Consider the following 23,734-nt stretch of genomic DNA (forward strand, 5'->3'; position numbering starts at 1 on the left):
GTTGGCTTGCCGACATGTTCACTTGGTATGTCGGCCTGCTCGCAGTCAGCGGCCTCGCGATGATCATCATGGCCAACATCGACAACGGCCGCAGCGAGCTCTCGCGCGGGCTCAACGCCGTGTTCGGCATCGCGTTCCTCGGCTACGCGGGGTACCTGGCGTTCGTGTTCGAAGGTGGCGAATACCTGATCTTCTTCCACGCGTTCATCCTGCCGGTGCTGCTGGGAATCGACTTCGTGCGCTCGACGAACTGGCAGGCGCTGACCACCAGACCGACCCCGACCCAGCAGGCCTTCCGCGCGTACTGGAAGGAACAGGATCGGCTGGAAAGGCGCTCAGCCCGCCGTATGTAGCTTGAAGATCCTGACGTCTTCCGGGACGCCGCTCAGCGGCGCGGCCCAGAAGTTGCGCTTGTACGGCCTAGCGGTAACGCCCAGCTCATCGAGGGTTTCCGAGCGCAGTGCGGTCAGGGTGGTGCTGGACAGCATGGTGTTGCCGTTGCCGCCTGCCTCCATCATTCGGGCGGCGATATTGACATCGACGCCCAGCCAGTCGCCACCGATCTCGCGGGGCGAACCGGTATGCAGGCCCACCCGCATGCGCGGGGTGTAACCGCCGATCTCGACCTCGGTGAGATTGCGGCGAGCCGCCAGCGCGGCGCGCACGGCACGATCTGGCGAGGAGAACACCGCCATCAGCCCGTCGCCCATCCGCTTGACCACCTGACCGCCACGCTCGACGATCGGCGGCTCGATGGCCCTGGCGACCTTGCGCAGCAGTTCCAAAGTGCGCTCGTCGCCCACCGCCAGCGACCAACTCGAGAACCCGACCAGGTCGGTGAACACGATGGTCACCTCCTCGGTGCCACGCCCACGGCCGATCCGCTCCAGCCCGGCCTGCCAGACCTGCAGGGCACCGAAACCGATCTCCCTGGCCGCCGTCGGGGCGCCGCCGGCGATCTTGTCCGCCGCCCGCGCCACCGCGCGCACACCTCCGGGCCCCGCCACCGACAGCGGATCGCCGAACGCGGGATCACCGGGCAGCTGATGACGCGCCTTGCGCACAGCACCGATCAGGTCGGCCCGGCGGTTGGCGGCTTGCAACTTCGACGAGATCTGGGCGCGCTTTCTGCCTGCGCGCGCACCGCGGTCGGATTCGGCGGATTCACTCACGATCGGCTCCAACGGAATGGACACCTCCGCAGCGGCGTCGCGCCGCGGACTCCCCCCGCCAGAAGGCGTTTCACTCACGCCAAAAGGTTATATCACCCGACGACGACCGCCGGTCCGCTGCTTGTGTGCAGCGGACCGGCGGTCCTACCTTCGAGCCACCGGGCAGCGGAAGCCCGAAGGTCGGGTCGCACGACCTCCCGACAAGGTCGCGGCCCTCGCGGCCCGGGCCATTACGAGGGCGGCCCGGGCTGGTTTGTCAGGCGTCTCGGCGGTTGACCAGCACGAGTGCCCCGGCGAACACGACCGCCACGAAGACGGCGAAGTAGATCAGGCTGCCCCACACGCCCCAGTGCCAGTCGCCTGCCACGGGTCGGTCGCTCAGGAAGCGGTTCACGTTCGCGAAGGGCAGGAAGGGGTTGACCGTGCGGCCGAAGCTACCGAACGAGCCGAGCAGGGTCTCGATCAGCAGCGGCCACAGGATCAGCAGCGAGATCGCGGCGGCCGACTGACGCACCAGCACACCGACCGCGATGGCCAGCACCACGCACAGGATGGCGTAGATCGGCAGGCCGTAGATCGCTCGCCAGTTCCCATCGAGCACCAGGCCCGGCGCCCGATCACCGCTGATCGCCTTCGCCACGATGAACGCGATCAATCCGAGAACGCCCGTGAGCACGGCCGAGTAGGCACCGACCAGTGCGACCTTGGACACGATGACCTTGGACCGGTTCGGCACCGCCAGGAAACTCGAGCGGATGACACCGAACCGGTATTCGCTGGTCACCGACAACGCGGCCATGATCATCAAAACCATCACGCCGAGCCCGGTGATACCCGAGACAGCCGTGCTCGGGGTGAGCGGCGGCGCGCCCTCGGCCGAATCGCCCGCAGAGTCGGCGTTGAGGACCAGTGCCATCAGCACGGCGAATCCGACGCCGAGCACGACCACGACCGCCGAGCACCACCAGGGTGAACGGGTCGAGGTGAGTTTGATTCGTTCCGCAGCGAGCACGCCCATCAGAGCGCACCTCCCATCACCTGGTGGTCGAAGCTTTCACCGTGGTACTCCACGGCGCCGCCGGTCATCCGCATGAACGCTTCCTCGAGCGAGGCCGACTGCGGTGCCAGCTCGTAGAGCGTGACGTTGTTCGTGCCCGCCACCTTGCCGACCTCGTCGGAGGTGACGCCGGCGACGATCAGCGCGGCATCGCCGTCTTCCTTCACGGTCATGCCGTGCGAGGTGAGCAGGCTGCGCAGCTGATCCAGTTGTGGGCTGCGCACGCGCACCGACTGCTCCGAGGCTCGGTCGATGAACTCCTGGGTGGAGCCGTCGAACATCAGCTGACCACGGCCGATGACGATGAGCTGCTCGGCGGTCTGGGACATCTCCGAGAGCAGGTGGCTCGAGACGAGCACCGTGCGGCCCTCGGCGGCCAGGCGCTGCATGAACCGGCGGATCCACAGGATGCCCTCCGGGTCGAGGCCGTTGACCGGCTCGTCGAACAGCAGCACCTTCGGGTCACCGAGCAGCGCGCCCGCCAGGCCGAGGCGCTGGGACATGCCGAGCGAGAAACCGCCCGCGTTCTTGCTCGCCACCTCGGACAGACCCACCAGGCGCAGTACCTCTTCGACCCGCGACTTGGGGATGTCGTTGGAAGCGGCCAGCCACTCCAGATGGGCGCGCGCGGAGCGGTTCGGGTGCACCCACTTGGCATCCAGCAGCGCGCCGACCTGCGTGAGCGGGCGCTCCAGCTCCTGGTAGTGCTTGCCGTCGATGAGCGCGCTGCCCGCCGTCGGCTTGTCCAACCCGAGGATCATCCGCATTGTTGTCGATTTACCAGCACCGTTGGGTCCGAGGAACCCGGTCACCAGTCCAGGCTGGACGGTGAACGTGAGGTCCTGCACCGCGACGGTCTGGCCGAATTGCTTCGTCAGGCCCTTCAGCTCGATCATGAGCCCTAGCTTGCCTGACAACCCCCGTGCCGCGCGTCGCCGAGAAGTAGCGAGTCGGGTCATCCTCGAGGATGACCTTCGACCCCTAGACGGATGGGGAAGAAGCCTGAGCCCAGAAACGCTTGGGGATGCGGCCCGCTTGCCTGGCGAGGTAGCCCGCCCGCACGGCGGCCGACATTGCCGATGCCATGAGTTCGGGTTCCTTTGCCCTGGTCACGGCGGTGGCGAGCAGGACTGCCGAGCAGCCGAGCTCCATGGCGAGGGCGGCGTCGCTGGCGGTGCCGATGCCCGCGTCGAGGATGACGGGGACGCCGGCGGCCGCGACGATCATTTCGATGTTGTGGGGGTTGCCGATGCCCAAACCGGTACCGATCGGGGAGCCGAGCGGCATGACGGCGGCGCAGCCCGCTTCTTCGAGTCGGCGGGCGAGGATGGGGTCGTCGGTGGTGTACGGGAGGACGACGAAACCGTCGTCGACGAGCTTTTCGGCGGCGTCGAGGAGTTCGAAGGGGTCGGGCAGCAGGGTGCGGTCGTCGGCGACCACCTCGAGCTTGACCCAGTTGGTGTCGAGGGCCTCGCGGGCCAGCTGAGCGGTGAGCACAGCTTCGGCGGCGGTGCGACAGCCCGCGGTGTTGGGCAGCAGGGTGATATCGAGGCGCTTGAGCAGATCGAGGACGCCGGTGCCGCCCGCGGCGTCGACCCGGCGCATCGCGACAGTGGTGAGCTCGGTGCCCGACGCGATCAGAGCCTGTTCGAGGACGGCGAGGTTCTCGGCGCCGCCGGTGCCCATGATCAAGCGGGAGCCGAACTCCTTGTCGGCGATGCGCAACGGCGACTCAGCCACCCTGCACCGCCGTGAGCACCTCGATGGTCCAGCCGCGGCCGACCGGTTCGTCCCAGCGGGATTTCGAGAAGACCGCACCGTCGACCGCCAATGCCACACCCTGGCAAGGCAATTCGAGCTTTGCCAGCAGCTCGCGGACGCTGAGCGGCTCGGGGAACTCGTGGTCGACACCGTTGACGGTGACGCCGATCGGGATGGTCGAGGTCATCGAACTCCTCCTTGCGACAGAGATGGCATCTGCGATGCCGGAAAACGTTGGGGTGAAGCGGCTTCGACAACCGCGGGCGTCGCACCGTCGAGCAGCGCGGGCACGACCGCCGCGGTGAGCGCCAGGGTGAGCATGCCGTTGCGGCCGTGCCCGGTGGCGGCGATGACCCGGTCGTCGAGGTGGCCGAGCAGCGGGAGGTTATCGGGGGTTCCCGGCCTCGAACCCGCATTCGCTTCGGCCAGTTCGTATTCGGCGATGCCGGGCAGGATGGTCTCGGCGTCGGCGATCAGGTCACGGACCCCACCGACGGTGACAGTGGTGTCGAAGCCCGCTTCGTATTGTGTTGCACCGACGACGATTCCGTCTTCGCGGGGAACCAAGTAGACCTGCCTGCCGTGAACTCGGGCGCGGATCACCCTTGTCGGCGCCGGACTGACGCCGGGCCTGCGACGCAACCGGAGGATCTCGCCCTTCACCGGACGCACCGGTAGGCCCGGCCAGAGCTCGGCGGAGCGGGCGCCCGCCGCGAGGATGATCCGGTCGTGCGGGAGATCATCCAGTGCGGCAACGGATTCGGTGCGGATCTCGACACCTGCCGCGGCGCAGGCGGACTGGAGCGCACGCAGGACCCGCCGGTTGTCGATGGCGGGTTCGGTTTTCGCGTGCAGGCCCGCTCGGACGGTGCGCGCGAGCGCGGGTTCCAGTGCGCGGACACCCGCGCGGTCGAGCACTCGCAGGTCGTGGCCGAAACCGGCCAGCCAGTCCGAGACGGTGCGCAGGTCGGTGGCGTCGGCACCGTCGAGCGCGACGGTGAGCGTCTCATCGGCCACGAACATCGATTCGCCCGAGATCCCGCGCAGTCTGTCCGCGAAGGCGGGCCACTCCGCGAGCGCGGCGGCGCCGAAGGCGAGGACGCGATCCTCACCTGGCCAGCCTTCCGACAGGGGGGCGAGCATTCCGCCTGCCACGAAGGAGGCGCCGCGCGCGGGTTCGGGGTCATAGACGGTGACTGCCCAGCCCGCGTCGGCCGCTCGCCATGCGACGGCGAGTCCGACGGCGCCGCCGCCAACGACCGCCAGCGTTCGCATCGCGTTCCTACCTGTCTCGATCAGCGGCTGCTGCCGCGGGTTCTCGGGCTTACTCCCCCGATCTTCCTCTCCCACCCGTGACGCCTTCGTCGCGACCTGAAGATCAGTCGAGTTCGGGGCGGCCGCGCGCTGACTCCGCAGTGGCCGAAGCCGCGGTACTGGGCATGCGGCGCTCGCGTCTCAACGGTAGCGCGACTACCGTCGACATCGTGCAGTCCTCCCATCCGAACCGTTCTGTCCCGCCCCGGGAGCGCCTGTCGAGCGCGCTGCTGTATCTGTGCACCGATGCACGGCGAGAGAAGGGCGATCTGGCCCGATTCGTCGATGCGGCGCTCGCCGGTGGCGTCGATATCGTGCAGCTCAGGGACAAGGGGTCGCCGGGCGAGGCCGAATTCGGTCCGCTCGAGGCCAAGGCCGAACTGGGCGCGCTCGCCGAGATCAAGGCCGCGACCCGCCGACACGGCGCCTTGCTCGCGGTGAACGACCGCGCCGATATCGCATTGGCCGCGGGCGCCGACGTGCTGCACCTGGGCCAGGGTGACCTTCCGCCGGCGTATGCCCGCCGCGTCGTCGGCCCCGATGTGGTGATCGGCCGCTCCACCCACAACCGCAACCAGGCAGGACTGGCCGCCATCGACGGCCACCTGGACTACTTCTGCACCGGCCCGATCTGGACCACGCCGACCAAGCCCGGCCGCCAAGCCGCAGGCGTCGACTTCCTCCGCTCGACCGCCGAATCGCACCCGACGCTGCCGTGGTTCGCCATCGGCGGGGTCGACGGGCAGCGGCTGCCCGAGGTGCTCGGCGCTGGTGCCCGCCGTGTGGTCGTGGTCCGGGCGATCACCGAGGCGGCTGACCCGGAGGCCGCAGCCCGTGAGCTCAAGCAAGCGCTACTCGCCGCGAATTGACACCGCTCGCCTCTCCGCAGCGCTCGCGATCGGACAGAACCGGCGCTCAGGTGAGGATGTCGGCTCGGGTCAGGGCGGGGCCATCGGGAGCATCCGCGTCGAGGACGATCTCGATGCCCGGTCCGTCGACACGGGTGTGCAACCAGAAGAACCCCTGGTCGGGCAGTTCGATCGTGCGGGGTAGCGCGTCGGCGAGTTCGGTGTCGGCCTCGAGGCGTACGCGCAGCGGCACCGCTCGCAGTTCGGTCCACGCGGTCGCGAAGCCGGGGTGCAACGGCAGGTCGGCGACCTCGTCCTCGGGGACCCAGGCCAGTTCGGCGCTCTCCTTGTTGGCGACCGTGGGCAGCGGCTTGTCGGCGTCGGCGATGACAGTGATGTAGGTCCAGCCGCTCGGGGCGGTCATGGTGAGGCGCTCGGCGCGAACCCGGAGATCATCGGCGGTGATGCCCGCTTCTTCCTCAGCCTCCCTGACGGCCGCGTGCTCGGGTGACTCGTGCGAATCGCGCGCCCCGCCGGGCAGCGCCCAGGTACCGCCCTGATGACTCCACGGCGCCCGGTGCTGCAACAGCACCGCCGACCCCCCACCGGGCAACGGTGCGCGCAGCAGTAGCCCCGCCGCACCGAACTTGCCCCAGTGCTTGACCCCATCAGGGCTCTTGTACCAGCCGTCGCCATCGCCGCGCATCCCATACTCTTTCCTCCGAGCAGCCGAACAGCAACCGCTTCGGGGGTATGTGAGGGGCTGCGCTACCCGTACGCCCACAATAAACTCCGCACAGGTAGGTGTGCACGAACAGCGCCGGGAGGTGAACGATGGTCGAACCGGGGAATCGCAATGCCTCGACGGAGGTGGCGGCCGTCCGTGTTCGCCCGTCATCGCAGGCCAAGACGGGTGTGGAGCCCTCCGCGACGGGCGGGGCCGCGCCGGTGACACCGCGCTGGGCGCCGTTGCGTCGACCGGCTGCGCCCGTCGATCGACCCCCCGCGCCCGACGTCAGAGCGTTGCGCGCGCAGTTCCAGCCCGCCCGCTTGCGCAGTTTCGCGCACTCCTCGCCGGGGCGCCTGGTTGCCGCCGGACTGGTCCTGATGGTGCTGTGCGTGATCGCGGGCGCGGTGACTTCGACGACTGTGAGTGAGCGTCAGCAAGCTCTCGGCGTCCTGCTCGACGACACCGAACCCGACGCGCATTCGGCCAACCACCTCTACACCTCGCTCTCGATCGCCGACGCCGCCGCAGGCACCGCGTTCATCGCGGGCGGACTCGAACCACAAGCGGTGCGCGACCGCTACACCCAGGCCATCGGCGAAGCCGCCGCCGAGCTGGTGACCCAGGCCGGCCACATCTCCGATGCGGAGGCGGCCGACCCGTCGGGCGCCGATCGCCGCCTGCGCACCGGCATCGCGACCGGCCTGCCCGTCTACAGCGGGCTGATCGAGACCGCGCGGGTGAACAATCGCAACGGCTATCCCGTCGGCGCGGCGTATCTGAGCGAGGCATCGCATCAGATGCAGACCGGGTTGCTGCCGATGGCCGAGGAGCTCGAAGACCATCGCTTCGACGCGGTCACCGCCGCGCAGTACCGGCACGTGCAGCCACCGTGGACGGCGATCCTGCTGCTGGTGGTGGCACTCGGCGCGCTGATCTGGGTGCAGGTCGAGCTGGCACGGCGCTCGCGCCGGTTCTTCAATATGGGCCTGCTGATCGGCACCGGCGCGCTGGCACTGACGCTGATCTGGACGGTGGCGGCCGGTTCGGTCTCCGCGGTGGCGATGATTCGCTGCCGCGACGAGGGAGCGGTGCCGTCGGCCCGGTTGGCCGAGAGCCGAATCCTGGTGCAGCAAGCCAGATCAGCGGAAATGGTGAAGCTGGTGCGCCGCGACGCGACCGGCGACTACGACCGTACTTTCGATACCAATGCCGCCCGGCTCACCGAGCTGCTCGCCGGTTATCCCGAGGACGCCCCCGCGCGCGACGAGGTGGCGCACGCGCGCGCCGCGCTGACCCGCTGGCAGTCGGCCCATCAGCGGATGAACGACACACTCGAGCGTGGCGATTTCATGGGTGCGGCGGCCGTGGCCACCGGTCCGAGCGCCGCCGATTCGGCCGCCCAGGTCGACGCCCTCGACCGAGCACTCGACAAGGCGGGCGCGGTGACCCGGGATACCTTGCGTGCCAAGGTCTCACAAGCGACCGACGTGCTCTCGTTCCTCGCCCCCGGCGCGTTCGTGCTCGGGATCGCGGCGGCGGCGTGCGTCGCGCTCGGGTTGTGGCCGCGGCTGCGGGAGTACCGGTGATGCGCGGGCGCGTCCTCGCGGCGCTGGTGTTGGCCGGGCTGCTCGTCGGCTGCTCCGACAGCACGCCCGCGCCCGATGAGCGTGGCGTCTATTCCGAACCGCCGTTACCCGCCAAGGCCATTCCGATCGGCACCGACACCCCCGTACCCCCCACCGGCGGCGCGCAGTGCGGCGATCCGACCGCGAGCCTGCGGCCGAGCACCGCCGCAGGCCCGACGATCGATGCCATTCGCGCGCGCGGCAGGCTCGTGGTCGGACTCGACGCGGGCAGCAATCTGTTCAGCTTCCGCGATCCGCTCAGCGGTCGGATCGTCGGCTTCGACGCCGACATCGCCCGCGAGATCGCCCGCGACCTGCTCGGCAACCCCGATCTGATCGAATACCGCAGTCTCGCTTCGGAAGAGCGCGAGCGGGCGCTGCAGGCTCACACCGTCGACCTGATCGCGAAGACGATGACGATCACCTGCGAACGACGTCAGCGGGTGGCGTTCTCGACGGTGTATCTGCGGGCCGATCAGCGGGTGCTCGCGGTGAAGGGTTCCGGCATCGACGGCCTCGCAGACCTGGCGGGCAAGCGCGTGTGCGTGGTGCGCGGCACCACCTCGCTCGATCACATCCGCCGCGACCAGCCGGCCGCCACGATTCTGACGGTCCCGACCTGGGCCGACTGCCTGGTGGTCCTGCAGCAACGCCAGGTCGACGCGGTGAGCACCGACGACTCGATCCTGGCCGGCCTGGCCGCCCAGGACCCCTACACCGAGGTGGTCGGCGGCAGTATCAGCGCCGAACCGTACGGCATCGGCATCCCGAAGGGCGACGACGACCTGGTGCGTTTCGTCAACGCCACCCTGGATCGCATCCGCAACGACGGCACCTGGACCCGCATCCACCGCCGCTGGCTCGCGACCCTCGGCGAGACACCGAGCCCACCCGCCCCGAAGTACCAGGACTGACGGCCATGAGCACGACTTCTCCGAATGATGAACCACGGCATGGCGATCCGGCAGCGCAGCCACGTGATGAGTCGGCACCGCATGACCCGGAACGGCGCGAGCCCACTCAGCTGACCCAGCGTCAGCGGCCGGGCACGCTGCCCGGTGGGTGGACCCTGCCTGCCGATGACGAGACCCGGCCATTGCCCAAACTCACCGCCGAGGCCGCCGCGGAGTTCGCCAGAAAGCAGGCGAGCAGCCGCGACCAGACTCCGTCGACCGATGCCACCGAGCGCGCGAAAGAGTCCGGCGCCGCCCAGCGCTCGGGCGGGGATTCCGACGACGCCAGGACTTCGCAGCATGCGGATCTCGCTACCCAGCGGGCGAGTCGACCCGTGACAGCGGGCAGCGAGTCCGCGGCCTACGCGGCGACCGAAGCCGCCCAGCGTGCCCCGGCGCCGTACGCGCCGACCGAAGCCGCACCGCGCGCCCCCATCACCGCGCCGCACGCGGCGACCGAGGCCGCTCAGCGCACCGAACCACCTGGCACGCAGGCGACCGAATCCTGGCCCTCCACGCCGCAGACCGGTGGGAGTACCCGGTCGGGGCGCAGTGTGCGAACGGCGCGTTCGCGGCCTACCCGACGGCTCGGGGCCGGACTGGTGCCGATTCCGACGGTGACCCCGGCCGACCCGCGTGCCGCTGTGCTGACGGATCCGATGGTGTCGGAGGGTCGGCGCTACTGCTGGCGCTGTAGCAATCCGGTCGGGCGTTCCACGCCGGCGCGGGCCGCGTCGACCAGCGGTGAATGCGAAACCTGCGGAGCCGCTTACGATTTCCGGCCGTCACTGCACGAAGGCGATATGGTCGCCGGGCAGTACGAGATCCAGGGGTGCATCGCGCACGGCGGACTCGGCTGGATCTATCTGGCCATCGACCGCAATGTGAGCGATCGATGGGTGGTGCTCAAGGGGCTGCTGCACGCGGGTGACGCCGAAGCGCAGGCCGTCGCGGTGGCCGAGCGGCAATTCCTGGCCGAGGTGGCGCATCCGAGCATCGTCAAGATCCACAACTTCGTCGAGCACACCGCCGGTGACGGTTCGATCGGCTACATCGTGATGGAGTACGTCGGCGGCCACTCGCTGCGGGACATTCTCGATGCCAGGCCCCGCGGTGAGCAGATGCCACTGGCCGAGGCCATCGCCTATGTGCTGGAGATCCTGCCCGCGCTGGAACATCTGCATTCGATCGGCCTCACCTACAACGACCTCAAGCCCGACAACGTGATGGTCACCGAGGACCAGGTGAAGCTGATCGACCTCGGCGCGGTCGCCACCATCGACGCCTACGGAAACCTGTACGGCACCAAAGGGTTCCAGGCTCCGGAGATCGCCCGGACCGGCCCGACACCCGCCTCCGATGTCTACACCGTCGGCCGCACGATCGCCGCACTCACGCTGGCGCTGCCCAGCGAACACGGCCGCTACCTCGACGGCATCCCCGACCCCGCCGACGAACCGCTGCTTGCCCGCTACGAGTTCTTCCACCGATTCCTGCTCACCGCCACCGATCCCGATCCGGCACAGCGGTTTCCGTCGGCGCGGGCGATGTCGGCACAGCTGGCCGGTGTGCTGCGCGAGATCCTCGCCTACGACACCGGCACCGAACATCCACAGCTGTCCACAGTGTTCAGTCCACAGCGCTCCAGCTTCGGCACCGAGGAACTGATCAGCCAGACCGACGCCTATCTCGACGGTGCCGGTCGCTCACCGCTGCTCGATTCCGGCGATGTGGTTGCCGCACTCCCGATTCCACTGATCGACCCCGCCGACCCGTCGGCCCCGCTGCTGGCCGCGACCGCCAACCCGGAACCCGAACGGGTGCTCGAGGCGCTGCACGATTCCCGCGAGCGGGCCGAAGCCGACCCCGACAACGCCCCCGATACCCTGGCGGGCGAATTGCTGTTCGCCGAGGCGCGAGCGCGGCTGGAACTGGGCGAGTCGGCGGCGGTACTGCACCTGCTCGAACGGGTGCCCAACGAATCCGATTGGCGCACGGACTGGTTCACCGGTCAGGCGTATCTGCTCGAACTCGACTACGAGGCCGCCTTCGCCTCGTTCGAAGCGGTGCTGCGGGTGCTGCCCGGTGAGATCGCACCCAAACTGGCGCTGGCCGCCACCGCGGAACTCATTCTGCAACACTGGGATTCCGACGCGCCCGAACAGTGGCGCAGCTTCGCGCAACGCTATTACGACACCGTGTGGCGCACCGATCGGGCCGTGGTGAGCGCGGCATTCGGCCTGGCCAGGCAGCTGGCGGTGGCGGGGCGAGTCGGCGAAGCGGTGCACGCGCTCGATGACGTGCCCGCCGCGTCCCGCCACTTCACCACCGCCCAGACCACGGCAATCCTGTTGCTACTCACCAGCTCCCCCGTCGCCGACCTCGACGAGCAGATCCTGCGCCTGGCCGCCTCGCGCGCTCAGTCCATCGGTCCCGGCGAGCACCGGGCCACTCTCATGCGCACCCTGGTCCAGGGCACCGCGTTGGCCTGGCTACAGGCCGGGAACACGCCGAAACGCAAGGACGCCAAGCTGTTCGGGCGCGGCTTCGCCGAACGCGAACTGCGCGACGGCACCGAATCGGGCCTGCGCTCCCTCGCCCGCAACGCTCCGCACCGAGCCCACCGCTACGCCCTCGTCGACCTGGCCAACTCGCTGCGCCCCAAATCCTGGTTCTGAGATTCTGGCGGCTGGCGCCGCGGGTTTCGGCCTGGGAACCGCACTGACACCTACCGAATTCAGGTGTTAGCGACCAGTTCGTTGGCCGCTCGGGCGATAGCCAGTTCCTCATTGGTTGGTACCACCAGCACCGTCACCGGGGCGAAGTCCGGCGAAATGCGGCGGATGCCAGGGGCTCTCGTCTCGTTGCGGGTCGGGTCGACTTCGATGCCGAGCGCCTGTAGTCCGGCCAGGGCGTCGGCGCGCACCGCCGGGCTGTTCTCACCCACACCCGCGGTGAAGATGATGGCGTCGACGGTGCCGAGTTCCACCAGGTAGGCGCCGAGGTAGCGGCGCAGGCGGTGGATGTAGACGTCGTAGGCGAGCTTCGCCTGAGTGTCGCCACCATCGATGAGCTGCTGCAATTCACGGAAGTCGTTGACCCCGCTCATGCCCTTGAGGCCGGAATCGCGGTTGAGCAGTTGCTCCACCTGACTCACATCCAGATCGGCCGCCCGCATGAGATACGGCGTGACACCAGGATCCAGATCGCCCGGCCTGGTCCCCATCACGAGACCTTCGAGCGGGGTCATACCCATGGTGGTGTCGATCGCGACCCCACCTTGGATCGACGACGCGGACGCGCCGTTGCCGAGGTGGAAGACGATCTGGTTCAGCTCTTCGGTCGGCCTACCCAGGAATTCCGCGGCCTTCTCCGACACGTACTGGTGCGAGGTGCCGTGGAAGCCGTACTTGCGAATACCGTGGGCCGCAGCGAGTTTCGCGTCGATCGCATAGGTCTTGGCGGCGTCGGGCATGGTGTGGAAGAACGCCGTGTCGAAGACCGCGACCTGGGGAATGCCGGGCAGCAGCTCTCGCGTGGACTCGATGCCGACCACATTGGCGGGATTGTGCAGCGGTGCGAGCACCGACAGTTCGTCGATGGCGTGCAGCACGTCGTCGGTGATCAGGGTCGGCTCCCAGAACACCTCGCCGCCGTGGACCACCCGGTGCCCGACCGCGCCGATTCCGATCGTGGTCAGGTCGAGGCCGGTCTCGCACAACATCTCGAACGCCCGCAGCAGACCGGCTTTGTGATCGGGTATCGGCCCGTCGTAGTCGAGTTTGACGGGGCCTGCCTCGTGCACGATCCGCCCGCCGTGCGCCTCACCGATCTTCTCGACCAGCCCGGAGGCCAGGACTTCCGCCGAGACCGCGTGCAGCAGTTGGTATTTGATCGACGAAGAGCCGCTGTTCAGCACCAGTACCAGGTCGCTCACTTGCCATCTCCCTGTGCCTGAATGGCGGTGATCGCCACCGTGTTGACGATGTCGGCGACCAGCGCGCCGCGTGAAAGATCGTTCACCGGCTTGCGCAAACCCTGCAGCACCGGACCGATCGCCACCGCGCCCGCGCTACGCTGCACCGCCTTGTAGGTGTTGTTGCCGGTATTGAGGTCGGGGAAGACGAAAACCGTTGCCTTGCCCGCTACGTCGGAATCGGGCAGCTTGGCCGAGGCGACGGAGGGCTCGATCGCCGCGTCGTACTGGATCGGGCCTTCCACCGGCAGTTCCGGCGCCCGCTCACGCACGAGTTCGGTGGCCGCGCGGACCTTGTCGACATCGGCGCCGGTGCCGGACGCACCGGTCGAGTACGACAGCATCGCCACCCTGGGGTCGATGCCGAACCGGGCCGCCGTGCCCGCCGAGGACACCGCGATATCGGCCAGCTGCTCCGAGGTGGGATCGGGCACCACCGCGCAATCGCCATAGGCGAGAACACGATCGGCCAAGCACATCAGGAACACACTCGACACCGTGGAGACACCGGGCACCGTCTTGATGATCTCGAACGAGGGCCGGATCGTGTGCGCGGTGGTGTGCGCGGCACCGGAGACCATGCCGTCGGCGATCCCCTTGTAGACCATCATGGTGCCGAAATAGGAGATGTCGGCCATGGTTTCGCGCGCACGCTCGAGCGTCATGCCCTTGTGCTTGCGCAGTTCGGTGTACTCGGCGGCGAATTCGTCGAGATGGCCCGAGGTGCGCGGGTCCATCACCTGGGCGGCGGCGATGTCGACACCGAGCTCGGCGGCACGCGCCCGCACCGAGGTCTCGTCGCCGAGAATGGTGAGGTCGGCGATCTTGCGCTGCAGCACCCGTCCGGCCGCGCGAAGGATGCGGTCGTCGTCGCCCTCTGGCAGCACGATGCGTTTGCGATCGGCGCGGGCGCGTTCGATCAGCCGGTATTCGAACATCTGCGGTGTCACGACCGCCGAGGACGGAACCTGGATGCGCCGCAACAGCTCCGGCGCGTCGACACGCTGTTCCATGAGCGCGAACGCGGTGTCGACCTTGCGCGGGCTGCCCGCCCACATGCGGCCGCGGGTGCGGTGCACGGCACTGGCGGTGTCGTAGGTGCCGAGCTCGGTGGCCAGGATCGGCAGCCTGGGGTGCAAGCCCTCCATCAGCCGCGCGATCGCCGGGTGTGGGCGAAGGCCACCGTTCATGATCACGCCTGCCAGCGACGGGAACCCTTCTGCCTCATGGGCGTTCACGAGGCTCAGCAACACATCGGAGCGGTCGCCCGGCGCGATCACCACCACACCGTCGGAGAGTCGCTCCAGGATGTGTTCGGCGGTCATGCCGCCGACCATGATGCGCAACGCCTCACGCTGCAGCAATTCCGGGTCGCCACTGTAGATTTCGCCGTCGATCGCCTCGCACAGCTCGCCCATGGTCGGCGCCATCAGCAGCGGCACTTCGGGCAGCGTCCAGGACGGCACCTCGAAACCCGCCAGGGTGGTGGCGATTTCGTCGAGTTCGTCGGGAACGCAGCGATTGGCCACGATCGCGACCAGGTGGGCGTGCTCGGCGGTGAGCTCGGTGGTACACAGTTCGACCAGTTGCTTGACCTCGCCGGGCGTGCGGTCGGCACCGCGAACGACCAGCAGAACCGGCGCGCCCAGGTTCACCGCGATGCGGGCGTTGAAGCGCAGTTCGCTCGGGCTGGCGACGTCGGTGTAGTCGCTGCCGACGATCACCACCGCGTCGCAGGCCTTGGCGACGTCGTGGAAACGCATCACGATGTCGCTGATCGCGGCGGTGGGGTCGCGGTGCACGTCCTCGTAGGTGACGCCGATCGCCTGTTCGTAGCTGATATCGGCGGTGCTGTGCTCGAGCAGCAGTTCGAGGATGTAGTCGGGTTCGTCGGTGGAGCGGGTGATCGGACGGAACACGCCAACGCGTGCGGTGGTCGCGCACAGCATGCCGAGGACACCCAGTGCCACCGTCGATTTTCCGGTGTCACCCTCCGGTGAGGCGATGTACACGGTGGACGGCGCTTGTTCGACCATGCTCGCGAGCTTAGTGAATCGGCGGCGATTCAGGGGCTCGGCGGGGTCCGATCGGTCGCGTTATAGTCCGCCCAAATGACACTCAGTCCCCGGATCCGGGTGCGATCTGTCGGGCTATAGTCCGCCAAAATGACACTCAGTCCCCGGATCCGGGTGCGATCTGTCGCGTTATAGTCCGCCCCATGACATCGCAGTTCCCGGATCGGCAGTGGGGTTCGCGCACCAATCCCCTGTCCCGCGCAGCCAACCGTTTCGCCGCGACCAAGCCGGGTTCCTGGCTGATCCGCACGATCACCCCACTCGACCGGGCCCTGCTCGAACGCACCGATGCCAAATACACCGTGCTCGGCCCGATCGGCGCCCCGGTGATCCTGCTCACCACCACCGGCCGCAAGTCCGGGGCCGCGCGCACCCAGCCACTGCTCTACGTCCACGACGGCGACGCTCTCTACGTGGTGGGTTCCAACTTCGGCCAGCAACACCACCCGGCGTGGACCGGCAACCTGCTCGCCGACCCGTCAGCCACCGTCGCCATCGCGGGCGAGCGCATCCCGGTCACCGCAACCCCGATCCCCGACGCGGACAAGGACGCGATCTTCGCCCGCTTCATCGACATCACCGGCGCCTACGCCGCCTACCGCGATCGCACCACCCGCAACCTGCGCATGTTCGCCCTGCGCCGGGCATAAGGACCCGCGACTCGTCCTACTGAACCGGGTCGAAGACAGCGAACCCGAGGTGATTCAGACCTTGTCGACCTCGCCGTTCGCCAGTGCCTTCTGCAGGGAGTTGAACACCGTCAGGCCCTGGCCGACCATGCCGTTGAGCAATTCACCGACGCCGTCGGGGCCGTTGAGAACGGTGAGATTGGCGCCTGCCAGGCCGTGGGAGGCCTGCTTGACGATTTCGGGGAGTTGCTCGATGAGCATCTGGTCCAACGCGATTCGGTTGTTGGACGCAGCCGCTTCGGCCTGGATACGGGTACGGTCGGCCTCGGCTACGGCGAGGATGCGGACCCGTTCCGCTTCTGCCTCAGCGGGTTTCACCACTTCGGCCTGAAGTTGCTGTTCGCGGAGTTCAGCGTTCTTGCGGGCCTGCTCAGCCTGGGCGTGCAGGACCGCCTGCCTGGCGATGGCGTCGGCGAGCGGGCCCGCCTGTGCCGCTTCGGCATTGGCCTTGTCGATATCGCGCTGGTACTGGGCCTTGAGGATCGAGGTTTCGCGCTCGTATTCGGCGCGACGGCGCAGCGATTCCTGTTCGGCTTCGGCGGAGCGCTGGGAGGCTTGGGCCTGGGCGATCTGGGCATCGCGCTGGACCGCCGCATTGTGCGGTGCGGCCAGGGCATTGATGTAGCCGAGGTTGCCGTCGTCGATGGATTGGATCTGGAACGAGTCGACCCACAGGCCGATATTGCTCATCTCCACTTTGGAGGCGATGAGTACCTCGTCGGCCAGCTTCTGGCGTTCGCGGATGATCTCCTCGACCGTCATCGAGCCGACGATCGAGCGCAGGTGACCGGAGAAGATGCGGCCCGTCAGCACCGACATCTCCTGCTCCTGCTCGGACAGGAAGCGTTGTGCCGCATTGACAATCGACTGGGTGTCGTTGGCGACCTTGAACGCGATCACCGCACGCACATCGAGCTGGATGGCCTGCTTGGTGACGCAGCGCTCGCGGATCTCGGATTCGAACATGGCCAGCGACAGGTAGCGGACCTTCCGGAACAGCGGCACCACCCAGGTGCCGCGCCCGATAACCACCTTGAACGGGGTGTCGTCCTTGGTCTTGGCGCCACTGACCAGCATGGCTTCGTCGGGATCGGGAACGTGATAGCCCAGCATGGCGGGCCCCTTTCATTCAGAGGGAAGCGGAATCCAAGTGACCACGTCGACCAGGCGACCCGGGTGGACCGCGACGATCAACACGGTGGTCCAGGCGGCGATCGGCTCGTCGGCTCGGGCGAGGTAGAGCTCAGTGCCCCCGCGAATCGACACCAGCACCTCACCCAGTGCGCCCGCCTCCCGAATCGGTGACGTGATGGTGCCCGTCATGCCCTGCACGGAATCGGTCATCGCGGGTGAACCTCCCTGTCTCGCACCGGATGCCGTCAGAGTACGGAGCGTCGGCTATAAGCGGGTAGCAAAATTCTTATTGACAGCATTCTGTCAAATATGACACCATACTGTCATGCCGATGAAAACAGTTCACGTAGCCGTCTACGACACCCTCGCCGACTGGGAGGTCGGTGCCGCCACCGCGCACATCGCCAATGGCGAGTGGCATCGGGAGCCGGGAACGTTCGAGGTCAAAACGGTCGGTCTCACCACCGAGCCGATCACCACGATCGGCCGAATGCGCATCACTCCAGACCTCGCCATCGCTGATATAGACCCCGCCGACAGTGCCATGCTGATCCTGCCCGGCGCCGACCTGTGGGAGGGCGATGACCTGAATGCCTTCGCGCACAAGGCGAGACAGTTTGTCGAGGCGGGCGTTCCGGTCGCGGGAATCTGCGGCGCCACCTTCGGGCTCGCCAAGGAAGGCCTGCTCGACGACTGCGCGCACACCAGCAACGTCGCGGAATATCTCGTCTACAGCGGTTATTCGGGCGCCGACCACTACGTCGACGCCCCTGCCGTCACGGACCGCGATGTGATCACCGCGGATGCCATGTCCCCCTTCGAATTCGCCCGCGAGATCTTCGCCCGCCTCGATCTCTACGAGCCGCATGTTCTCGACGCGTGGTACGCACTGTTCGCGCAGAAGGATCCGGCCGGGTACGCGGTGCTCGCCGGATACGAGGCCACCGAATGAAAGAAGGCGAACAAGAACTGTTCTCCACCGCGGCCATCACCTCGTTTCGCCTCAACGGCCAATTCCTCGCCATCGCTGAGGAATTGGCCGCGCCAGCCGGGCTCACCGCCGCCCGCTGGCAGGTGCTCGGCGCGGTGCTCACCGAACCACTGCCGGTCGCTGGTATCGCCCGCGCGATGGGCATCACTCGCCAGAGTGTGCAGCGCATCGCGGACCTGCTGGTCGGCGACGGTCTCTGTGAATACCGGCCGAACCCGGCGCACCGCCGGGCCAAATTGGTCGTCGCGACAGCGTCCGGCCGTGCGGCGGTGCAGCGCATCGATCCGCACCATGCGAAGATCGCGGATCGCCTCGTCGACGAACTCGGACCCACGGAGTTCGCAGCCACCGTCGCGGCGCTCACGAGACTCTCCGCGGCACTCGACGTGATCGCTGACGACAAAGCGTAGGGCCGCGTCTGTCGTCCGGATTGCCCTAACCGAGATAGGCATCCAGTGCACGGCGGATCACTTCGCCCTCGCCGACGTGGTCGGCTTGCGCACGTCGACTAAGGCGAGTACGCATCCCATCGGCCAGGCGTACCGAGGTGGTCGGCGTGCGGCCACCCCGACCCTCATCCTTGCGCGGTCGACCTCGCTTGAGTGCGGCAGGGTTGACGATCTCGACCGAGAGAACTTCATCGGCGGTCGGCGGATTGACCGCGTAGTCGTCTGCCATCGCTTCGTAGTCAGGCATCGGCTTTCCTTTCTGGGGCGAACGTCAGCGGCGCTGGTGCGCGTAGTTCGGTTCGAACAGGTGACCGATACCGATCTGTGCGACCAAGGACGGGCGCAGCATCATCGCGTGGAAGACGACCGGTATCGGCGGTGCCACATCGGCGATTACTTCAATATGGGGTTCACTGTCTGCAAGCGCACCGATGTGCAGCACCAAAGCAGCATCGTCGCGACGGGCGCGGATGGCTACGCGCAGGATCGGATAGGTCATGATCGCGGTGATCTCGGCAGCGTCGATGCCGTGTTTGGTAGCGCTGGCCAAGATCGTGATCTGCATGATTAATGGTACTACCTTTAATGGATAATGCAATACCATTTATCGGCAGTCTCACCCGCCGATCCTCCATCAGTGGGAGAGATTTGCTGCGAGTAGTTCTTCGAACGGGGTCGTGTCGGCATAGGGATCGGTCGGGCGGCTGGCGGTCCTGCCGAGCAGTAGCGCGCTGAATTCGTTTGCCGCGCGGTCTATTCGGTTGTTCAGCGCCTGGTCGGCGCCGTTTGCGCCCCAATCGGTCGAGGCCGCGTAGACCGCGGTGGGCACGACGATCGAGTGCAGGTAGGCGAACAGTGGGCGCACCGCGTGCTCGAGCGCCAGGGAATGACGCTCGGTGCCGCCGGTCGCGCCGGCCAGCACCGGCATCCCGGCGAGCGAATCCGGTTCCAGCACATCGAAGAATGTCTTGAACAGGCCACTGTAGGAGGCGCTGAAGATCGGCGTCACGGCGATCAGGCCGTCGGCGGTGACGACCTTGTCGATCGCCGCTCGCAGGGCCGGCGCCGGGAACCCGGTGAGCAGGTTGTCGGCGAGATCGCGAGCGTGATCGCGCAGGTCGACGAAGTCCACTTCGACCTCGGAGCCCTTCGCACGCAGCTCGCGTGCTGCCGCGGCGGCCAATCGATCGGCCAGCAAACGTGTCGACGAAGGCTGCGAAAGCCCTGCCGACACCACGGCGATACGGGTTGTCATGAGATCACCTCCGTTGTGTGCGGGCCGCCGAGTGCGCGGCGCGGTGTGGATATCACGCACTGACCTCCGCCATGGTCTTGGCGGCGAGCAGCGAGTCGTGCGTCGGCGCGTCCGGGACGTGCGCCGGGCGTCGAGCCGCGAACTCCTTGCGCAACACCGGGATTACCTCCTCGCCGAGCAGGTCGAGCTGCTCGAGCACCGTCTTCAACGGGAGTCCGGCGTGGTCGACCAGAAACAGCTGGCGCTGGTAGTCGCCGAAGTGCTCGCGGAAGGTGAGCGTCTTCTCGATCACCTGCTCCGGGCTACCCACGGTGAGCGGGGTCTGCTCGGTGAAATCCTCGAGCGACGGGCCGTGCCCGTAGACGGGCGCGTTGTCGAAGTAGGGGCGGAACTCACGAACCGCGTCCTGAGAGTTCTTGCGCAGGAACACTTGTCCACCGAGGCCGACGATGGCCTGGTCGGCGCTGCCGTGGCCGTAGTGCTCGTAGCGGCGGCGGTAAAGATCGATGAGCCGCTTGAAATGGTCGGTGGGCCAGAAGATGTGGTTGGCGAAGAAGCCGTCACCGTAGTAGGCGGCCTGCTCGGCGATCTCCGGGCTGCGGATCGACCCGTGCCAGACGAACGGCGGCACGTCGTCGAGCGGACGCGGCGTGGAGGTGAACGACTGCAGCGGCGTGCGGAACTTGCCTGCCCAGTTCACCACGTCTTCACGCCAAAGCCGATGCAGCAGAGCGTAGTTCTCGATGGCCAGGGGGATGCCGTCGCGGATGTCCTTGCCGAACCACGGATAGACCGGGCCGGTGTTGCCGCGGCCGAGCATCAGGTCGACCCGGCCGTCGGCCAGGTGCTGCAGCATCGCGAAGTCCTCGGCGATCTTGACCGGGTCGTTCGTGGTGATCAGCGTGGTCGAGGTGGACAGCATGATGCTGTCGGTACGGCCCGCGATGTAGCCGAGCATCGTGGTCGGCGAGGACGGTACGAAGGGCCGATTGTGGTGCTCGCCCATCGCGAACACATCCAGACCCACCTCTTCGGCCTTCTGCGCGATCGCGACCATCGCCTTGATCCGCTCGGCCTCGGTAGGGGTGCGGCCGGTGGTGGGATCGGTGGTCACATCGCCGACGCTGAAGATTCCGAACTGCACGGGCCCTCCTTTGGTTGCCATGGCAACTATAACCAGGGAGGGCGGGAACCTATTCCGGTGAGACGCGGCTCACATGGCTACTCGGCGAACGGGCGGCGGGTCCGGCCGATCAGGTCGGCCACCGAGTCCACCACCATCGTGGGCCGGAACGGGTAGGCCTCCACCGAGGACTTCGTCGAGATACCCGAGGTCACCAGCACCGTGCGCAGGCCCGCCTCGAGTCCCGCGATCACGTCGGTGTCCATCCGGTCGCCGATCATCACCGTCGACTGGGAATGCGCGCCGATCCGGCGCAGCGCCGAGCGCATCATCAGCGGATTCGGCTTGCCGACGTAGTACGGCTCCTTACCGGTGGCCCTGGTGATGAGGGCCGCGACCGAACCCGTGGCGGGCAGGACACCGTCGCGGGAGGGGCCGGTGGCGTCGGGGTTGGTGGCGATGAACTTGGCGCCGCGATCGACCAGGCGGATCGCGGTGGTGATGGCCTCGAAGGAATAGGTGCGGGTCTCGCCGAGCACCACGTAGTCGGGATCGCTATCGGTGAGCACGTAGCCGATCTCGTGCAGCGCGGTGGTGAGGCCTGATTCGCCGACCACATACGCGGTGCCGTTGGGGCGCTGGTCGTCGAGGAAGGTCGCCGTGGCCAGCGCCGAGGTCCAGATCGACTCCTCGGGGATGTCGAGGCCGGTGTGGCGCAGGCGGGCCTGCAGGTCGCGGGGGGTGCGGATCGAGTTATTGGTGAGCACGAGGAACGGGATCTCGTTGGCGCGCAGATCGGCGAGGAACTCGTCGGCGCCGGGGATCAGCTGATCCTCGTGCACCAGCACGCCGTCCATGTCGGTCAGGTACGACAAGATCTGCTCATCCTTGGTGGTCACCAGTTAATTGTCCGCTAAAACCTGGCGTGGTGGGAGACGAAACAGCGCTCGTGTTCAGCTGCAATCTGGTCGAACAGCCGCAAGCAGCAGCACTATCGCGGCCTGATCGCTGGCATGGATCGAAACATGTCATACCGCTATGGCATGGTGGTCGGTGTTGGTGAGCGACACCGAAACTCAGAGGGAGGGGGTTGATCGCTGATGGCTAGGTTCGACATCCCCGACGGATGGACGATGCAGGCCTACCGATTCGCGCTCGACCCCACCCCACGACAACAACCGGTACTCCGATCACATTGCGGTGCATCCAGGTTCGCGTTCAACCACATGCTCACCTTGGTCAAAGCGGTGATCGACCAACGCTCCGCTGAACGCAGCTACGGGATCTCCGAGACCGAACTGACCCCGTCGATCGGCTGGTCACTACCCGGACTCCGCAAAATATGGAACCAGCGTAAACACGAGCACGCGCCGTGGTGGGCGGAGAACTCGAAAGAGGCCTACAACACCGGACTCGATGGCCTCGCCCGGTCGCTCGATAACTGGACTGCCTCCCGAACCGGTCTGCGAGCCGGTAAACCGGTCGGGTTCCCGAGATTAAAAACCGCGGCCCGGTCACGGCGGTCCGTTCGATTCACCACGGGGACGATCCGGGTCGAGCCCGACCGCCATCACATCGTCCTTCCACGGGTCGGGCGGCTCAAAACACATGAGTCGACCCGCAAACTCGCCCGCCGGGTCGAGGCGGGAACCGCGCGCATCCTCTCCGCCACCCTCGCCCAGGATTCGCGTCGCCGCTGGTACGTCTCATTCCAAACCCTCGTCACGGCCAAAGCCCGTCCCGGGCATGCCCGCCGGTCACCGCACCCGGTGGTCGGGGTCGACGTCGGGGTCAAAGCCGACGCGCTGCTGGTGATCGCGGCCCCTGACGGTTGCGAGGTCGCCCGTGTTCGAGCGCCGAAACCCTCAACTGCCATGCAGGCGCGGCTGCGGGTATTGCAACGGCGGGCGGCGCGTCAGCAGGGCCCCTATGATCCGGTTACGAAAACCCGGCGGAGGCCATCGAAGCGGTGGCAGGCCACCACGGCACGGATCGCCCGTATCCACGGGCGGGCCGCCGCAGTCCGCCGCGACGTTCTCCACAAGATCACCACTGAACTGGCCCAGCAGTACCAGGTGATCACCGTGGAAACTCTGAACGCGGCCGGGATGCGGTCCGCGGGCGGTGCCCGGAAGAAGGGGTTGAACCGGGCGCTCGCTGACGCGGCCCTCGCTCAGGTCCGGCAGATGTTGGCCTATAAAACTCGCTGGTACGGGTCGATCCTGGTGGAAGCTGACCGGTGGTTTCCGAGTTCGAAGACGTGTTCGGGGTGTGGTGGGCGAAAGCCAAGCCTGACCCTCGCCGACCGCGTCTATAGCTGTGAGTCATGTGGTCTGTCGATTGATCGTGATCGTAATGCCGCGATCAACCTCGCCCGACTCGGCGAGACCCGCCTGTCCAGGGTGGGTGAACAGGGTTGCGCCGGCAGTGGGTCGGTGCCAGGACGTGGAGCCATCCGCAAGTCCGAGCCCGCGCGAGCGGGCGAGGCAGGAGGCCGTGAAACGTCTACCCCGTACAAGCTATGGTTGGCTTCGGCGGGGACCGCTTCACCGCAAGGTGAGGCTGCCTGATGGAGCAGACTA

25 protein-coding genes are annotated in these 23,734 nt (G+C 67.4%); 9 read left to right on the plus strand and 16 right to left on the minus strand.

Translation table 11 applies throughout. The features are described 5' to 3' along the window. The first annotated feature begins 14 nt into the window (after positions 1 to 14). Entirely contained in the window at positions 15 to 353 is a 339-nt protein-coding gene (locus ACFXKN_RS14575; RefSeq protein ID WP_378942434.1) for a hypothetical protein, read from the plus strand. Here the strand turns inward: ACFXKN_RS14575 and ACFXKN_RS14580 are convergent. The 6 genes from ACFXKN_RS14580 to thiO form a co-directional block, all read right to left on the minus strand. Then, positions 336 to 1,175, minus strand: a complete 840-nt coding sequence (locus ACFXKN_RS14580) for an adenylate/guanylate cyclase domain-containing protein (protein WP_378943227.1) — start codon at positions 1,173 to 1,175, stop codon at positions 336 to 338. The two genes, ACFXKN_RS14575 and ACFXKN_RS14580, sit on opposite strands and share 18 nt — an antisense overlap. A 253-nt stretch (positions 1,176 to 1,428) precedes the next feature. Beyond that, positions 1,429 to 2,190 (minus strand): ABC transporter permease, encoded by a 762-nt coding sequence (locus ACFXKN_RS14585; protein WP_378942439.1) that lies wholly within the window; start codon positions 2,188 to 2,190, stop codon positions 1,429 to 1,431. Continuing rightward, positions 2,190 to 3,125 carry an ATP-binding cassette domain-containing protein gene (locus tag ACFXKN_RS14590; RefSeq protein WP_378942447.1) on the minus strand — a complete coding sequence of 312 codons (936 nt, stop codon included), beginning with the start codon at positions 3,123 to 3,125 and terminating at the stop codon, positions 2,190 to 2,192. Before ACFXKN_RS14590 ends, ACFXKN_RS14585 begins: the two co-directional genes overlap by 1 nt. Before the next feature lie 85 nt (positions 3,126 to 3,210). After that, on the minus strand, positions 3,211 to 3,969 hold the full coding sequence (locus tag ACFXKN_RS14595) for a thiazole synthase (protein ID WP_378927978.1): 759 nt from the start codon (positions 3,967 to 3,969) through the stop codon (positions 3,211 to 3,213). Further along, on the minus strand, positions 3,962 to 4,177 hold the full coding sequence (gene thiS, locus ACFXKN_RS14600; protein ID WP_358104244.1) for a sulfur carrier protein ThiS: 216 nt from the start codon (positions 4,175 to 4,177) through the stop codon (positions 3,962 to 3,964). Before thiS ends, ACFXKN_RS14595 begins: the two co-directional genes overlap by 8 nt. Continuing rightward, the gene (gene thiO / locus ACFXKN_RS14605; RefSeq protein ID WP_378942458.1) at positions 4,174 to 5,265 is read right to left on the minus strand and encodes a glycine oxidase ThiO; all 1,092 of its coding nucleotides are present in this window, start codon (positions 5,263 to 5,265) and stop codon (positions 4,174 to 4,176) included. The genes thiS and thiO overlap by 4 nt, the downstream gene beginning before the upstream one ends. A 164-nt stretch (positions 5,266 to 5,429) precedes the next feature. On the opposite strand from thiO, the gene thiE reads away from it, so the two are divergent. Next, complete coding sequence (gene thiE / locus ACFXKN_RS14610) at positions 5,430 to 6,173, plus strand: thiamine phosphate synthase (protein WP_378942464.1); 744 nt, start codon at positions 5,430 to 5,432, stop codon at positions 6,171 to 6,173. Between the two features lie 46 nt (positions 6,174 to 6,219). Here thiE and ACFXKN_RS14615 read toward each other — a convergent pair whose 3' ends face one another. Further along, a complete protein-coding gene (locus tag ACFXKN_RS14615) occupies positions 6,220 to 6,858 on the minus strand; it encodes an NUDIX domain-containing protein (RefSeq protein WP_378942469.1) in 639 nt (212 codons plus the stop codon). Positions 6,859 to 6,986: 128 nt separating this feature from the next. Between ACFXKN_RS14615 and ACFXKN_RS14620 the strand changes: the two genes are divergently transcribed. Genes ACFXKN_RS14620 through ACFXKN_RS14630 form a run of 3 tightly spaced genes read left to right on the plus strand, consistent with a single transcriptional unit; the run spans position 6,987 to position 12,138 of the window. After that, positions 6,987 to 8,468: a hypothetical protein gene (locus ACFXKN_RS14620; RefSeq protein ID WP_378942473.1), complete on the plus strand. Its 1,482-nt coding sequence runs from the start codon at positions 6,987 to 6,989 to the stop codon at positions 8,466 to 8,468. Further along, positions 8,468 to 9,421 (plus strand): glutamate ABC transporter substrate-binding protein, encoded by a 954-nt coding sequence (locus tag ACFXKN_RS14625; protein ID WP_378942477.1) that lies wholly within the window; start codon positions 8,468 to 8,470, stop codon positions 9,419 to 9,421. The genes ACFXKN_RS14620 and ACFXKN_RS14625 overlap by 1 nt, the downstream gene beginning before the upstream one ends. A 5-nt stretch (positions 9,422 to 9,426) precedes the next feature. Beyond that, complete coding sequence (locus tag ACFXKN_RS14630; protein ID WP_378942482.1) at positions 9,427 to 12,138, plus strand: tetratricopeptide repeat protein; 2,712 nt, start codon at positions 9,427 to 9,429, stop codon at positions 12,136 to 12,138. 59 nt (positions 12,139 to 12,197) lie between these two features. On the opposite strand, the gene ACFXKN_RS14635 is transcribed toward ACFXKN_RS14630, so the two are convergent. After that, positions 12,198 to 13,397 carry an acetate kinase gene (locus tag ACFXKN_RS14635; RefSeq protein ID WP_378942491.1) on the minus strand — a complete coding sequence of 400 codons (1,200 nt, stop codon included), beginning with the start codon at positions 13,395 to 13,397 and terminating at the stop codon, positions 12,198 to 12,200. Further along, the gene (gene pta, locus ACFXKN_RS14640) at positions 13,394 to 15,472 is read right to left on the minus strand and encodes a phosphate acetyltransferase (protein WP_378942494.1); all 2,079 of its coding nucleotides are present in this window, start codon (positions 15,470 to 15,472) and stop codon (positions 13,394 to 13,396) included. The genes ACFXKN_RS14635 and pta overlap by 4 nt, the downstream gene beginning before the upstream one ends. Positions 15,473 to 15,654: 182 nt before the next feature. Between pta and ACFXKN_RS14645 the strand changes: the two genes are divergently transcribed. Then, a complete protein-coding gene (locus ACFXKN_RS14645; RefSeq protein WP_378942499.1) occupies positions 15,655 to 16,161 on the plus strand; it encodes a nitroreductase/quinone reductase family protein in 507 nt (168 codons plus the stop codon). Positions 16,162 to 16,215: 54 nt separating this feature from the next. Here ACFXKN_RS14645 and ACFXKN_RS14650 read toward each other — a convergent pair whose 3' ends face one another. Continuing rightward, positions 16,216 to 17,313: an SPFH domain-containing protein gene (locus ACFXKN_RS14650; RefSeq protein WP_378942508.1), complete on the minus strand. Its 1,098-nt coding sequence runs from the start codon at positions 17,311 to 17,313 to the stop codon at positions 16,216 to 16,218. A 12-nt stretch (positions 17,314 to 17,325) separates the two neighbouring features. Then, positions 17,326 to 17,544, minus strand: a complete 219-nt coding sequence (locus ACFXKN_RS14655; protein WP_378942514.1) for a hypothetical protein — start codon at positions 17,542 to 17,544, stop codon at positions 17,326 to 17,328. Between the two features lie 121 nt (positions 17,545 to 17,665). On the opposite strand from ACFXKN_RS14655, the gene ACFXKN_RS14660 reads away from it, so the two are divergent. Together ACFXKN_RS14660 and ACFXKN_RS14665 are read left to right on the plus strand one after the other, a co-directional pair. Continuing rightward, a complete protein-coding gene (locus tag ACFXKN_RS14660; protein ID WP_378942518.1) occupies positions 17,666 to 18,286 on the plus strand; it encodes a DJ-1/PfpI family protein in 621 nt (206 codons plus the stop codon). Further along, positions 18,283 to 18,735 (plus strand): MarR family winged helix-turn-helix transcriptional regulator, encoded by a 453-nt coding sequence (locus tag ACFXKN_RS14665; RefSeq protein ID WP_379433120.1) that lies wholly within the window; start codon positions 18,283 to 18,285, stop codon positions 18,733 to 18,735. Before ACFXKN_RS14660 ends, ACFXKN_RS14665 begins: the two co-directional genes overlap by 4 nt. A 25-nt stretch (positions 18,736 to 18,760) precedes the next feature. Here ACFXKN_RS14665 and ACFXKN_RS14670 read toward each other — a convergent pair whose 3' ends face one another. From ACFXKN_RS14670 to ACFXKN_RS14690, 5 genes are all read right to left on the minus strand, one after another. Continuing rightward, entirely contained in the window at positions 18,761 to 19,021 is a 261-nt protein-coding gene (locus ACFXKN_RS14670; RefSeq protein WP_378942531.1) for a hypothetical protein, read from the minus strand. 24 nt (positions 19,022 to 19,045) lie between these two features. Then, the gene (locus tag ACFXKN_RS14675; RefSeq protein WP_378942534.1) at positions 19,046 to 19,378 is read right to left on the minus strand and encodes a hypothetical protein; all 333 of its coding nucleotides are present in this window, start codon (positions 19,376 to 19,378) and stop codon (positions 19,046 to 19,048) included. A gap of 30 nt (positions 19,379 to 19,408) precedes the next feature. Beyond that, positions 19,409 to 20,029 carry an FMN reductase gene (locus ACFXKN_RS14680; RefSeq protein WP_378942540.1) on the minus strand — a complete coding sequence of 207 codons (621 nt, stop codon included), beginning with the start codon at positions 20,027 to 20,029 and terminating at the stop codon, positions 19,409 to 19,411. Positions 20,030 to 20,081: 52 nt separating this feature from the next. Beyond that, positions 20,082 to 21,173 carry an LLM class flavin-dependent oxidoreductase gene (locus ACFXKN_RS14685; RefSeq protein WP_379433121.1) on the minus strand — a complete coding sequence of 364 codons (1,092 nt, stop codon included), beginning with the start codon at positions 21,171 to 21,173 and terminating at the stop codon, positions 20,082 to 20,084. Between the two features lie 77 nt (positions 21,174 to 21,250). Beyond that, a complete protein-coding gene (locus ACFXKN_RS14690) occupies positions 21,251 to 22,009 on the minus strand; it encodes an HAD-IIA family hydrolase (RefSeq protein WP_378943232.1) in 759 nt (252 codons plus the stop codon). Positions 22,010 to 22,252: 243 nt separating this feature from the next. On the opposite strand from ACFXKN_RS14690, the gene tnpB reads away from it, so the two are divergent. Further along, the gene (gene tnpB / locus ACFXKN_RS14695) at positions 22,253 to 23,722 is read left to right on the plus strand and encodes an IS607 family element RNA-guided endonuclease TnpB (protein WP_378942553.1); all 1,470 of its coding nucleotides are present in this window, start codon (positions 22,253 to 22,255) and stop codon (positions 23,720 to 23,722) included. Positions 23,723 to 23,734: the final 12 nt, after the last annotated feature.

It is taken from the genome of Nocardia sp. NPDC059195, from assembly GCF_042754695.1.
GTDB lineage: Bacteria > Actinomycetota > Actinomycetes > Mycobacteriales > Mycobacteriaceae > Nocardia.